Raw genomic sequence first — 12,831 nt, forward strand, 5'->3', positions numbered from 1 at the left:
GCCCGGGAGGGGCCCGCTTAGAATGGTTGACTATGTATGCACCGCCTCCCGGCGAACAGGCCGGCCCCCTGCGACGACCGGTTCCCTGGAGGCAGCGGCCAACCGCCGGCAGGGCGCGAAGGCGGCACGGTGAAAGCTTCCGTGAGCACCTGCGCCTCGGGCGGCGGGGCCTGGCCATCGGCGTCGACATTGGCGGGACCAAGGTTGCCGCCGGTGTGGTGGACGCCGAGGGCAGGATCCTCAGCGAAGCCCGCCGGTCCACCCCCGGAACGGATCCGCGGGCAGTGGAACAAGTCATCGTCGAGCTCGTCGAGGAGTTGGGCCGCGGGCACAGGATCTGGTCCGTAGGGATCGGTGCGGCCGGGTGGATGGACCTCGACGGCGGCACCGTGCTTTTCAGCCCGCACCTCGCCTGGCGTAACGAGCCGTTAAGGGACAACCTCCAGAAACTTCTGCGTCGGCCGGTCCTGCTGGCGAACGACGCCGATGCCGCGGCCTGGGCTGAATGGCGCTTTGGTGCCGGGCAGGGTGAGGACCGGCTGGTATGCATCACCCTGGGCACGGGAATCGGCGGCGCCATGGTGATGGACGGCCGGGTGGAGCGCGGCAGGTTTGGTGTGGCCGGCGAGTTCGGCCACCAAATCATCATGCCCGGCGGACACCGGTGCGAGTGCGGCAACCGGGGCTGCTGGGAGCAGTATGCCTCCGGCAACGCGTTGGGGCGGGAAGCGCGGATCTTGGCGCGGGCCAACGGACCGGTGGCACAGGAGCTCCTGGCAGCCGTGGGCGGAAATTCCGAGACGATCACTGGAGCGACGGTCACCGAACTGGCCCTCGGCGGGGACGCTGCTTCACGCGAACTGATTGACGAAGTGGGCGGGTGGCTGGGGCTGGGGCTTGCCAACCTGGCGGCGGCGCTGGATCCGGGCCTGTTCGTCATCGGCGGCGGCCTGTGTTCAGCCGGGGACCTCTTAGTGGAGCCTGCCCGGAAGGCCTTCTCCCGGAACCTGACCGGCCGGGGCTTCCGGCCCGCGGCCGGCATCGAGCTGGCGGCACTGGGCCCGAACGCCGGACTGATCGGCGCGGCAGACCTCTCCCGGGTCAGCAGCAGGCTGCGCGGCTGACGTGGCGGACCGCGGCACTAAACCCGGGCGCCGTCGTCGTTCTCGTCTTTTTCCTGCGGAAGCTTCATGATCAGGTAGACCGTCCCCAGGACAAACACGGCCACGATACCCACGATGGCCAGCAGCGGCGCCGAGCGCCAGAACATGGCGGACAACAGGAGGGCTATAGGCCCGCCCACCGCCGCGAGCCAGGCCAGCATGGTCAACGGATCCGTGCCGGCGAGGCTGGGCGGATCCTCGGGGATGAATTCGCCCTCGTCCTCCGGGGCGTCGTAATCGCGCGGCCCCGCTCCGTTACGGTCCACGGCGGACGTATCGGCTTGCACGCCGGAGGCGGAGGCGTCCTGCCGCTCGCTGGCCGAGAGTTCGGTGGGCGCGGCAAGGCCCAGGGGGTCGAAGTCCCGGAAGGTGGCCGGCCTTCCCGCTGCGGCAGGTGTGCCGCTCTGCGTACCAGGCGCCGGTTCTGTTGACGCCTCGCCGGTGTCGGCCGGCGAGTTTCCTTCAAGCCGGGCCACCAGGTCGAGCCAGACGGCGTCGTCCTGGTTGGCGCCCTGGTCCGGTGAGCCGGGATCAGGCCTGTTCACGGGAAGCCTCCTGGCCGGACGGTGCGGGAAAGGCGGGGGCGGGACCGCCAGCCGCGACAACGCTGCGGATGAAATCCACGGAGCCCTCGAAGATCTGCTCCGCGTCGTTGTCCATGGTGGCCACGTGGTAGCTGTTTTCCAGCCGGACCAGCTCCAGGGGCGCGTGCGTGAGGCCGCGGCGAAGCGCCACGATGCTGGAATCGGATACCACGTGGTCGACGGTGGAGCGGAAGACCCGGACGGGCGCCGTGACCCTGGGCAGCATCCTGAGGGTGTCCTTGAACATCTTGTTGAGTTCGTGGGCGGCGGCGACGGGAGTGCGCGGGTACGCTCCTTCGTCCATGCCTTCCTTGAGGATGTCGTTGGCGATGGCCGGCGTGCTTTTCATGACCAGCTTCAGGATCCCGGCGAGAGGGGCGCGGGGGTCGTCAATCACCAGCCCCGGATTCACGAGGACCACTCCGGCCACGGGGCGGGTGGCGGCGATGCGCAGCGCGAGTGCCCCGCCCATGCTCAGCCCGGCGGAGAAGACATAGTCGCAGTCTGCATCCAGCTCCAGGTAGGCCTCGTCGAGGGCGCCGTGCCACTGCTGCCACCGGGTCCGTGCGAGGTCCTGCCAGCTGGTCCCGTGCCCTGGGAGCAGGGGCATCCGGACAGCGAAACCGGCGGCGGCGAAGGCGTGCGCCCAGGAGCGCAGGCCATGGGGGCTGCCGGTGAACCCGTGTGAGAGGACCACTCCGATCCGGGGCCCGTCGCCGCCGAAATGACTGCTGAAGGGGCTGTGGTCAGGGCTGGAGGTCATGGGGTCTCCATCGACGTGGTCTGGTGGGCATGGGTGCGGAAAAAAGCACTTGATTTCTCGAAGATCTCCGGCGCATCCACGTCCAGCGTAGCTACGTGGCCGCTGCTGGCAAGGCTGACCACTTCGGTAAGACGGGCGCCCAGGCGGTGCCGCAGTACAGCCAGCGAGGTGGGCGGAACCACCGCGTCCGTCAGCGATTTGAAAACCTGCACCGGAGCCGCAATGCGGGCAAGGCCCCTGATCGCTGCGCCGAACAGCTTCTTCAGCTCATGCACCGCAGAGAGCGGGGTGCGCGAATAGTCCCCGTCCTCCGTCACGGTGGCGGTGGCCTGCTCCTCCTGGATGGGCATGGTTGTTTTCTGGAAATACTTGAGCACGCCGATGACCCGGATCCGCCGGTCGTAGAAGCTGAGGCCGGGATTGACCACCGAGACGCCCGCCACCGGATGCCGGGAGGCAGTGAGCAGGGCGATGGCTCCGCCCATGGACAAACCGGCAACAAAGCAGGTGTCGGTGCTTTCGGCAAGGTCCAGGTAGGCGGTTTCGAAACTGCCGTACCAGTCGCTCCACCTGGTCCGGGAAAGCTCGCGCCAGTCCGTGCCGTGGCCGGGCAGCAGGGGTACCGTCACCGCGTAGCCCTGGGAGGCGAGGTGCTGCGCCCACGGCAGGACACTCAGCGGGCTGCCGGTAAAGCCATGGCAGATGGCCACGCCGATCCGGGCGTTAGGCCCGTGGCCGGGATAGCTGAAAGCGGCAGGACGTGACGGGATGCTGCTTTCGCTCATGACTCCATCGTGTCACTGTTCCGGATAAATCTCACTAGAGTAGGGTTTCATTGAACTGCTGACCAGGCCCGATGCCGGGCGTGACGGCTGCCTTCCGGAGAGGTTTCACACGTGTTCTATTGGGTCATGAAAAGGATCTTCCTCGGTCCGGTCGTGAAGCTGCTTTTCCGCCCCTGGGTCAAGGGCCTGGATAACATTCCCGCCGAGGGCGCGGCAATCATCGCCTCCAACCACCTCTCGTTCTCCGATTCGATTTTTATGCCGCTGATGGTCCGGCGCCCCGTGGTGTTCCTGGCTAAGTCCGAATACTTCACCGGCACGGGGATCAAGGGCAGGTTGACTGCCCTGTTTTTCCGGCTCACCAACCAGCTGCCCATGGACCGGTCCGGGGGTGCCGCCTCTGAGGCATCGCTCAGCGCCGGGATGGAGGTCCTCTCGCACGGTGGACTGCTGGGCATCTACCCGGAGGGCACGCGGAGCCCCGATGCGCGCCTCTACAGGGGAAAGGTGGGGGTGGCCAGGCTCGCGCTCAAAGCGGGGGTACCTGTGATCCCGGTGGCCATGATCGGGACGGACAAGGTGCAGCCGATCGGAAAGCGGCTCCCGAACATCCGCAGGATCGGCATGATCTTTGGCGAACCGCTGGATTTCGCCAAGTACCGGGACCAGGCCGATGACCGCCTTGTTCAACGGCAGGTCACGGACGAGATCATGTTCGAGTTGATGCGGCTCTCAGGCCAGGAATACGTGGACGAATATGCGGCCGTGGTGAAGCTCCGGCTGGCAGGCAAGCCTTCCGAATCCGGTGCAGCCGCTGAACCGCCCGCATGACGCGCTGTCCAGGATGCGTGACGCTGCGGTGCCCGGCCACCCTGCTCTGCCGTTAGTCTTAGATAGTGACTGAGCTATCTGCAAAACCTGCCTTCTCGCTGTCCAGTACCGCCCAGAGCGGAGCGGCCAACTATCCGGGACTCGACAACTGGCGGGACCTTCCCATCTCCCAGCAGCCCAGCTGGCAGGACAGGGAGGTGTTTGATGCCTCGGTGAAGGAACTTTCCGTCCTCCCTCCGCTGGTGTTCGCCGGCGAGGTTGATGTCCTGCGCGAACGGCTGGCTGCCGCTGCCCAGGGCAAGGCGTTCCTGCTCCAGGGCGGTGACTGTGCCGAGACCTTCGAAGCGGCCACCGCAGACAAGATCAGCGCCCGCGTCAAAACAATCCTCCAGATGGCCGTGGTCCTCACCTACGGCGCGGCCATGCCCGTCATCAAGATGGGCCGGATGGCAGGCCAGTTCGCCAAGCCGCGTTCGTCCAATGACGAAACCCGCGACGGCGTAACGCTTCCGGCGTACCGTGGCGACATCGTCAACGGCTACGACTTCACCCCGGAGTCGCGCGGCCACGACGCCGCCCGCATGCTCCGCGCCTACCACACTTCAGCGTCCACGCTGAACCTTATCCGGGCCTTCACCCAGGGCGGGTTTGCGGACCTGCGCTCGGTACACCAGTGGAACAAGGGCTTCACCGAGAACCCTGCGCACGCCCGCTACGAATCCCTTGCACGGGACATCGACCGGGCCATCAAGTTCATGGCTTCCTGCGGGGCAGACTTCGAGGCGCTGAAGCGCGTTGAATTCTTCGCCAGCCACGAGGCCTTGCTCCTGGACTACGAGCGTGCCCTCACACGCATCGACTCCCGGACCGGCTTCCCGTACGACACCTCGGCGCACTTCCTCTGGATCGGGGAGCGGACCCGGGAACTGGACCACGCCCACGTTGACTTCCTTTCCCGCGTACGGAACCCCATCGGCGTGAAGCTGGGCCCGTCCACCACCGGTGACGACGCCCTCCGCCTGATCGACAAGCTGGACCCGGAGCGCGAGCCCGGCCGGCTCACCTTCATCACGCGCATGGGCGCAGGCAACATCCGCGAGAAGCTGCCCGCCGTCGTCGAGAAGGTCACTGCCTCGGGTGCCCAGGTGCTCTGGGTCACCGACCCCATGCACGGGAACACCGTCACGTCCCCGAACGGCTACAAGACCCGCAACTTCGACGACGTCATCGACGAAGTGCGCGGCTTCTTTGAGGTGCACCATGCCCTGGGCACGGTTCCGGGCGGCCTGCACGTGGAAATGACGGGCGACGACGTTGCCGAATGCCTCGGCGGGGCGGACCCGATCGACCAGGAGGCTTTCCTGGACCGCTACGAGTCTGTCTGCGATCCGCGGCTGAACCACATGCAGTCGCTGGAGATGGCCTTCCTGGTGGCCGGAGCCCTCGCCAAACGCTGACGCTCTGATGGTGGTGTGGGCGCAGGGCCGCCTACACCACTGTCAGGGTGATGACTGACCCCTCAGGAACTTCGGTATCAACGGGATCCTGGTCCCGGACTGTGCCGAAGAAACCGCCCAGGATGTTGTTCACCTTGACCTGGAAGCCGAGGCTTTCAAGGGCCTTCTTTGCCTCCGCGGCCTGCTTGCCGATGAAGCTCGGCACTTCCACCATGCGCGGGCCCTTCGAAATGGTGAGCGTCACCGTGCCGCCGCGGGTGAGAGTTCCGTTCGCGGGGGACTGGCTCACCACTGCGCCTTCCGGGACGTTCTTGTCGAAGACCTCCTCCCGGGCCACGTCAGCCTTCAGCCCGGCCGCCTCGATGGCATCCACGGCTGCGTCCTCGTCCCGGCCCACCACGTTGGGTACCGGGATGGGCTCGGGGCCCTTGGACACAACGAGCGATACGGGCGTGCCATGCCGTGCGGGCGTTCCGGGGGCGGGATCCTGCGAAAGGACAACACCCGCGGCGGCCGTCTCGCTGTATTGCTCCGTGACCCCTCCCAACGCCATTTCCGCGGCGTTGAGCCCGTTCTTGGCTTCCTCAAGAGTCCCGCCTGCCAGTTCCGGCACTGGAAAAAGCTGCGGGCCTTTGGAGACAAACAGGGAGACCGGCTGGAACTTCCGGATCTCCGAACCGGCCGGCGGCTCGGTCCCTACCACCAGCCCGTTGGGCACATCGTCGTCGAAGACATCGCTGGTGGTGGACCGGAACCCGGCATTACTCAGCAACTCCTGTGCTTCAGCCACAGTTTTGTTGGCTACCGCCGGGATGGCTGCGGCAGAACCGGGGCCCATGCCGAAGAACCAGCCGGCGCCCGTGGCCAGGAGCGCGGCGATGACCAGGACAACAACCCACAGGACTCCGCGGCGTCGCGCACTGCCCTCGCGCAGGCTTCGTGCCGGCACGGCGGCAGCCCGTGCGCGTGCCTTCTCGTCTTCCTTCTCCGCCTTGCGCTGCGCCCGTTTGCTTAGTGGGGCAGCCGCGGCGGGAGCCCATGCCTCGTCGTCGGAGTCCGGGGGAGTGAGGTTGTGGTGCGCACCGGAGGGCGCCGGGCGTCCTTCCTGGCCCGCCTGCGTGACGGCAGGGGGCCGGGGCGGGCTGTGAGGCAGGGCCGGAGGGCGGCCAAAAGGCATAACGCTGGTTGGATTGCTGGTCCGGGCTATGACTTCTGTATGGCCTGGGGACGCCATCCCTGCGGCCGCCGGGGGCTGCAGGTCCAGTTCACGGTCGCTGAGGTTGGTCCTGATGTGCCGTAGTTCCTGGAGCAGCGCGTTCCCGTCGATCGGCCGGTTCTCGGGATCGTTGGCAGTACACCATTGCACCAGTTCGTCCACTTCGGCCGCGAGGCCGGGCACCAGGGCCGACGGCGGGCCGACCGTACCGTTGACATGCTGGTACGCCACCTGGATAGGAACCTCGCCGGTGAAGGGCTGCTGGCCGGTGAGCATTTCATAAAGCATGATCCCCACGGAGTACACGTCGCTGCGCGCGTCGGCGGGTTTGCCCAAAACAAGTTCAGGCGAAAGGTAGGCCACGGTCCCGAGCAGGGCTCCGGTGCTGGTGGACGTGGTGACGGCACGTGCCAGGCCGAAGTCAGCGACCTTGATCCTGCCGTCATCGGCAATCAGGACGTTTTCGGGTTTGACGTCCCGGTGGATGAACCCCGCGGCATGGGCGGCGCCGAGGCCCTCCACCACGGGATCGATCAATGCCAGGGCAAGCCTGGGCGGAAGCGCCCCTTTGGTCTTGATGACGTCCCGGAGCGTGTGGCCCTTGATGTACTCCATCACCAGGTACGCAGTGTGGTTGTCGGTGCCCTGGTCCAGCACTCCCACGACGTGGGGGTGTGACAGCCTGGCGGCGGCCTTCGCTTCGCGGCCCAGCCTGCCCAGGAAGCTTTCGTCAGCGGACAGATGCGGGTGCAGTACTTTCAGAGCCACGTCCCGATCCAGCCGCTGGTCAGTCGCTACGTAGACCGTGGACATTCCGCCGCGTGCCAGCCTGGACCGGACCGCGTACCGGTTGTCCACCAGGGTTCCTACCAACGGGTCTGACACGTGTTCCGTCACCCTACGATCGTAAGCCAGCAATGAAACGGGTCCGAACCCATACTGGTCCGGACCCGTGCCGATGTCCCTTTGCACCCGTCCAGCGGGCGGCCCCGGGGTGTCAGCCGAAGTTCTTTTGATGCGCCTTGATGGCTTCAACGTACGTCTTGGTGTCGTCGTACATGCCGTACTTGCTCACCGAATACTGGCCCTGGTAGTAACCGGCAATGGCCGTGTCCCGGTCCTTGCTGGTGGCCAGGAGCTGGCGGATGATCGCCACACCGGCCGTTGCGTTGTCATGGGGATCCAGGAGGTTCAGCTTCCGGCCCACCAGATCCGAGGCCCACTGGCCGGAGCTGGGAATCACCTGCATGGTCCCGATAGCGTTGGCGGGCGACACGGCCCGCTGGTTGAACCCGGATTCCTGGTAGGCGAAGGCGAGGGCAAGCGAGGGCTCCACGCCCATCGCCCGTGCCGTGTCCGCCACGATTCCCTGCATCTGTTCCCTGGACGGGACCGGGGAAGCGTTCAGGAGCGCCTTGTTCTCGTTGGCCGAGCTCACCACGGCTGCCGGGTAAGTGAAGCCGAGGAAGGTATTGGGAACCAGCGGAGTGACTGACGCCGCCGGCTGCGGGGCCGGCTGGGCGGCCGCGCCCGGGATCGCCAGCTTGTTTCCCGGGTAGATCACCGACGACATGCTCAGCCGGTTCGCGGAGAGGAGCTCTGAAAGCCTGACGTTGTGGCGGGACGCGATGGCGGACAGCGTGTCACCGGCCTTGACAGTGTAGGATCCCGTTGCCGGAGCGGGAGCGGCCGGGCTGGCTGGAGTGGCAGACGCGTTGGCCAGGGCTGCCGGTGCTGCCGGAGCCGGGGCCGGTGCAGCATCGCCTGCGCCTACTTTGACTTTCTGCCCGGGGTGGATAATGGAGCGCATGTTGAGGTTGTTCCAGGCGAACACGTCCGAAAGGCTCACCTTGTGCTTAGCCGCGATGGCCCCCAGTGTGTCGCCTGGCTTCACGGTGTACGTTGCGCCCGCTCCGGCATTCGAAGGTGCGGCGGGGGCCGGCTGGGCGGAGGGAGCGGCCGGTGCGGCCGGTGCGGCCGGCGAGCCCGACAGCTTGATCTTCTGCCCGGGGTAAATGATGGTGTTGGCCTGGAGGTTGTTCAGCGCCAGGATCTCGCCGGTGTTCAGACCGAACCTGCCTGCGATGGCACTGATGGTGTCACCCCGGGCGATGGTGTATTCCGCCGGCGCGGCCGGTTGTGCCGGCGTGAATGCGGCGGGAATGGTGGTGGAGACGGACGACGCCGGGATGACGGCCGCCGTCGCCTGCGCTGCCTGGGCCTTCATGGCCGCTGCGAGCGTGGCTGGAACAGGGCGCGCCGGCTGCTGGGCGGCGGCGGGCTGGGCGAGGGCTAAAGACGACAATACGACCGCTGGCAACGCTGCCGTTGTGGCAGCAATCATAGGCAGGCTCGGCTTTGGGGGCTGCTTCGGCGAGCGGGACATCGTCATGTGAAGGGATCCTCTTCTCAACTGCGGGCGCGGACGGGGATGCCGCTGTCATTTTCGATACTACTGTTACTGCTGTTATTTCTGTTACGAAAGTGATGTATGTGAATCTCTCACGGATTCGCGGTTAGCACAAGAATTCGCGCTTTGCCGGGATACCAGAATTTCCGGAGTGTCCCCACGTCAGCACTGCCCGGCAATAATTCCTGACTAGGCGCCACGGCGGGCAGCGTGGCAACCTTGATCCGTGAGTAATGTAGAGAACCTCGTGGGCGAATGGTTGCCCCTTCCCGATGTCGCCCGTTTATTGGACGTTTCCATCACCAAAGTCCACAGCCTGATTGACGAGCGGGCGCTGGCTGCTGTCCGTGTGGGGGAACGGAAGATCCGCTCAGTCCCGGCTGAATTTATTCAGGACGGACAGGTGGTGGACAGCCTCAAAGGCACCATTGTTGTGCTCGCTGACGCAGGCTATTCGGACGAGGACCTCATCATTTGGCTTTTTACGCCTGACGAATCACTGCGGGGACGGCCCATCGACGCTTTGCGGGAAGGCCGCAAAACTGAAATCAGGCGCAGGGCACAAACCCTTGCCTGGTAATTGCCAGTCCTAAAACGAAGGAATCACGAGGCCCGGCTGACCGTTGCTTCAGCCAGCCTCCGCAGTGCAGTTTTAGGCAGGTCGTCCAGGGGAAGCATTTCGAGGGCGTCAAAAGCCGCTTCGCCGAATTCGTTGATCAGGACCTCGGTGGCCTGGAGGGCTCCCGATTCCTCGATGATCCGCCGGATCTCACGGATGTCCTCATCCGTGAGATCCGGGCTGCCCAGGCGGGCATCGATAAAGGCGGACTCGGCTGCCGAGGCCTGGTCCAGGGCCAGCGCCACGAGTACCGTCCGCTTGCCCTCCCTCAGGTCATCGCCGGCAGGCTTGCCGGTCGTGAGCGGATCACCAAAAACGCCCAGCACGTCGTCGCGGAGCTGGAAGGCTTCGCCCAGGGGCAGGGCAAAGGCCGAATAACCGCGGAGAAGTTCGTTCGAGGCTCCCGCGAGGGCACCGCCCAACGCCAGGGGATGCTCAGTGGAGTACTTGGCAGATTTGAACCTGATAATGGACTGCGCCCGGCTCACCGCACCGGCGCGGTCGCGGACCGGTCCGGCAACCTCTTCGAGGATGTCCAGGTACTGCCCTGCCATGACTTCGGCGCGCATGAGGTTGAAGATCAGCCGCGCCCGGCTGCCCGCAGCAGCACGCTCGCCAATGTCCGTGAAGGCCTCTTCACTGAAAGAGAGGCAGAGGTCGCCCGTGAGGATCGCCGCAGCCTGGCCGAACCGCTCACTGTCCAGTGCCCAGCCATGGGTGCCGTGCAGCTGGCTGAAGCGGCGATGCACGCTGGGGCCGCCGCGCCGGGTGTCCGAGCGGTCGATGATGTCGTCGTGGATCAGTGCGGCCGCCTGGAACAATTCCAGGGCCGCTCCCGCAGTCACCACCTGCTGGGCGCCGGACTCGCCGCCGGCGCCGCGCCAGCCCCAGTAGCACATCAGCGCCCGAAGCCTCTTGCCGCCCGTGACCAGGTTGGAGATGGAACCCATGATGGGTTCGATGTCCGGGGAGATCGCGGACATAACGGACTGCCGGGAGGTGAGGAAATCGGTCAGTTCGCCAGCCACCGCCGCCACAAAGGCGGCCTGTTCATTCCTTAGCTGCTCGGCCGCCGTCACTTGGCCGACTCAGCTGCCACGTTGGCGCCGATGGTGAACGTCACCACACCGGCCGCTTCCACCGCAGACAGGTTGACCGTCTCGTTGTCCCCCCGGACAAAATCCTTGGAAGCAACCGCTCCCACCGCTTCGCCCGGCACCGCTTTAAATCCCCGCGCCTCAAGCTCCTTGGTGTAAAAGTCCAGGACGGCGGCAGTGGGGGAGCTGATGGTGGCAACCAGGGCGGCAGTGGCAGGCGTGGAGGCCTTGTCGAAGCTGCTGGACACCACAGTGGCGCCCGGCATGAGGGGCAGAAGCTGCTGGGGGAAGCCTTCGACGACGGCGCCTACCGTAGCGGAGGTGTTGGGAGAAGCGGAGGGGCTGGCGGAGGCTGTGGTGGTTGACTGGGCTGTGGCCGGCGAGGAAGCGGAAGCAGTGGGGCCGGGGGTTCCTGACGGTGTTGGGCTGCAGGCAGCGAGGGCCAGTGCTGCCGCGGCAGCGAAAGCGGCCAGGGCTGCTGGCTTGAGGTTTCCAATGACCGTCACAGGGACTTTCCTCCTGGTGTTGATGCCGGATTCAGCCTCCAGTTTAGTCAGTACAAAGCGATAGGATTGCAGCCGTGGGACCTGTTGGGACGAATGAGCCGGCCGGAGCCGGTCTCCGGGCCCGCAGGCGCAAGTGCATCATGCACGTGGACATGGACGCCTTTTTCGTCTCCGTGGAACTGCGCACGCGGCCGGAACTCCGGGGTAAGCCCGTCATCGTCGGCTTTCCGGCGGAGCGCTCAGTGGTCTTGTCGGCGTCCTACGAGGCCCGGGCTTTTGGCGTGAAGTCGGCAATGCCGATGGCCGTGGCCATGCGGATGTGCCCGCAGGCAGTCATTATCGAGCCGCGCCACAAGGTCTACTACGATGTCTCGGCGCAGCTGATGGCCATCTTCGAATCCGTGACTGAACTGGTGGAGCCGCTCAGCGTTGATGAGGCATTCCTGGACGTGACTGGCGCCATTCGCAGGCTGGGCCCGCCCCGCGCTATTGGGGAACTGATCCGCAGCAGGGTTGCCGCCGAGCTGGGCATCACGGCTTCAGTCGGGATTGCGGAGACCAAGTTCGTGGCCAAGATCGCCTCCACCCGGTGCAAGCCGGACGGGCTGCTCCTCATCGGCCCCGACCAGACGGTGCCCTACCTCCACAGCCTGCCGGTGGGCGCACTCTGGGGTATCGGCGCCAAAACGGCGGACATCCTGGCAAGGATGGGCATCCGGACCGTTGCTGATGTGGCCGCAACGCCGGTCTCCTCGCTCCGGAAGATGCTGGGCGCCACCGGGGAGCACGTGCATCAACTGTCCTGGGGACAGGACCCGCGTCCCGTAACGCCGGTCCGGCTGGAAAAAAGCATCGGCGCGGAAGAAACGTTCGCCGTGGACACAGCTGACGACGCCCTCCTCCACCGGGAACTGCTCCGCCTCGCCCACCGGACCGCAGGGCGTCTCCGGACGTCGGGCATGGTGGCCAGGACCATCGCCTTGAAGCTGCGCTTCGCTGACTTCTCCACCATCACCCGCAGCCGGACGGTCCAGACACCCGTGGACAGTGCCCAGCTCATTTACGGAGTCGCGCTGCAACTCCTGGAATCGGTGGACCGGCCAATGGCAGTGAGGCTGGTGGGCGTACGGGCCGAACAGCTCGAAGACGCAGCCACCACCTCACTCCAGCTCAGCATCGACCGGCGGGATGACAATTGGCGGGCCGCCGAGCAGGCACTTGACCAGGTAGCCCGCAAATTCGGGAGCAAATCCGTTCTTCCTGCCCGGCTCCTGGAGCCGGAAAGCGGCACCGGATGAGGCTTTGGACCAGGCCTCAAATGAGCTCCTCCGCAGTGCCGTCGAAAGTCATTGCCGTCTTTCAGAACAGCCCTCAACAAACTATCCTTATAAATACAAAGT

12 protein-coding genes are annotated in these 12,831 nt (G+C 65.8%); 5 read left to right on the forward strand and 7 right to left on the reverse strand.

From position 1 onward, the window contains the following. The first annotated feature begins 32 nt into the window (after positions 1-32). Positions 33-1,124 carry an ROK family glucokinase gene (locus tag AC3A4Z_RS00195; RefSeq protein ID WP_498709266.1) on the forward strand — a complete coding sequence of 364 codons (1,092 nt, stop codon included), beginning with the start codon at positions 33-35 and terminating at the stop codon, positions 1,122-1,124. Positions 1,125-1,141: 17 nt separating this feature from the next. Here AC3A4Z_RS00195 and AC3A4Z_RS00200 read toward each other — a convergent pair whose 3' ends face one another. Genes AC3A4Z_RS00200 through AC3A4Z_RS00210 form a run of 3 tightly spaced genes read right to left on the reverse strand, consistent with a single transcriptional unit; the run spans position 1,142 to position 3,295 of the window. Then, entirely contained in the window at positions 1,142-1,708 is a 567-nt protein-coding gene (locus tag AC3A4Z_RS00200) for a hypothetical protein (protein ID WP_498709268.1), read from the reverse strand. Beyond that, positions 1,695-2,510, reverse strand: coding sequence for an alpha/beta hydrolase (locus AC3A4Z_RS00205; protein ID WP_498709270.1), 816 nt, complete (start codon positions 2,508-2,510; stop codon positions 1,695-1,697). The genes AC3A4Z_RS00200 and AC3A4Z_RS00205 overlap by 14 nt, the downstream gene beginning before the upstream one ends. Beyond that, complete coding sequence (locus AC3A4Z_RS00210; protein WP_498709271.1) at positions 2,507-3,295, reverse strand: alpha/beta hydrolase; 789 nt, start codon at positions 3,293-3,295, stop codon at positions 2,507-2,509. Before AC3A4Z_RS00210 ends, AC3A4Z_RS00205 begins: the two co-directional genes overlap by 4 nt. Before the next feature lie 111 nt (positions 3,296-3,406). On the opposite strand from AC3A4Z_RS00210, the gene AC3A4Z_RS00215 reads away from it, so the two are divergent. Further along, positions 3,407-4,126, forward strand: coding sequence for a 1-acyl-sn-glycerol-3-phosphate acyltransferase (locus tag AC3A4Z_RS00215; RefSeq protein ID WP_493971610.1), 720 nt, complete (start codon positions 3,407-3,409; stop codon positions 4,124-4,126). 65 nt (positions 4,127-4,191) lie between these two features. Continuing rightward, positions 4,192-5,583, forward strand: a complete 1,392-nt coding sequence (locus AC3A4Z_RS00220) for a class II 3-deoxy-7-phosphoheptulonate synthase (protein ID WP_455834001.1) — start codon at positions 4,192-4,194, stop codon at positions 5,581-5,583. Positions 5,584-5,614: 31 nt separating this feature from the next. Here AC3A4Z_RS00220 and pknB read toward each other — a convergent pair whose 3' ends face one another. Both pknB and AC3A4Z_RS00230 read right to left on the reverse strand, forming a co-directional pair. After that, positions 5,615-7,696 carry a Stk1 family PASTA domain-containing Ser/Thr kinase gene (pknB, locus tag AC3A4Z_RS00225; RefSeq protein ID WP_498709275.1) on the reverse strand — a complete coding sequence of 694 codons (2,082 nt, stop codon included), beginning with the start codon at positions 7,694-7,696 and terminating at the stop codon, positions 5,615-5,617. A 100-nt stretch (positions 7,697-7,796) separates the two neighbouring features. Beyond that, positions 7,797-9,191, reverse strand: a complete 1,395-nt coding sequence (locus AC3A4Z_RS00230) for a lytic transglycosylase (protein ID WP_498709277.1) — start codon at positions 9,189-9,191, stop codon at positions 7,797-7,799. A gap of 244 nt (positions 9,192-9,435) precedes the next feature. On the opposite strand from AC3A4Z_RS00230, the gene AC3A4Z_RS00235 reads away from it, so the two are divergent. Further along, positions 9,436-9,789: an Rv2175c family DNA-binding protein gene (locus AC3A4Z_RS00235; RefSeq protein ID WP_493971606.1), complete on the forward strand. Its 354-nt coding sequence runs from the start codon at positions 9,436-9,438 to the stop codon at positions 9,787-9,789. Positions 9,790-9,812: 23 nt separating this feature from the next. On the opposite strand, the gene AC3A4Z_RS00240 is transcribed toward AC3A4Z_RS00235, so the two are convergent. Further along, on the reverse strand, positions 9,813-10,907 hold the full coding sequence (locus tag AC3A4Z_RS00240; RefSeq protein WP_498709280.1) for a polyprenyl synthetase family protein: 1,095 nt from the start codon (positions 10,905-10,907) through the stop codon (positions 9,813-9,815). Beyond that, positions 10,904-11,431, reverse strand: coding sequence for a hypothetical protein (locus AC3A4Z_RS00245; protein WP_498709282.1), 528 nt, complete (start codon positions 11,429-11,431; stop codon positions 10,904-10,906). Before AC3A4Z_RS00245 ends, AC3A4Z_RS00240 begins: the two co-directional genes overlap by 4 nt. Positions 11,432-11,505: 74 nt before the next feature. Between AC3A4Z_RS00245 and dinB the strand changes: the two genes are divergently transcribed. Further along, complete coding sequence (gene dinB, locus AC3A4Z_RS00250; protein ID WP_498709284.1) at positions 11,506-12,729, forward strand: DNA polymerase IV; 1,224 nt, start codon at positions 11,506-11,508, stop codon at positions 12,727-12,729. Positions 12,730-12,831 lie beyond the last annotated feature (102 nt).

The sequence above is a fragment of the Arthrobacter sp. Soil_C_49 genome, assembly GCF_057656635.1.

What these genes read in the sequence shown, in the direction of transcription:
- AC3A4Z_RS00195 (WP_498709266.1), top strand. Translation starts at nt 33, where the DNA reads ATGTATGCACCGCCTCCCGGCGAACAGGCCGGCCCCCTGCGACGACCG.
- AC3A4Z_RS00205 (WP_498709270.1), bottom strand. Translation starts at nt 2,510, where the DNA reads ATGACCTCCAGCCCTGACCACAGCCCCTTCAGCAGTCATTTCGGCGGC.
- AC3A4Z_RS00210 (WP_498709271.1), bottom strand. Translation starts at nt 3,295, where the DNA reads ATGAGCGAAAGCAGCATCCCGTCACGTCCTGCCGCTTTCAGCTATCCC.
- AC3A4Z_RS00230 (WP_498709277.1), bottom strand. Translation starts at nt 9,191, where the DNA reads ATGACGATGTCCCGCTCGCCGAAGCAGCCCCCAAAGCCGAGCCTGCCT.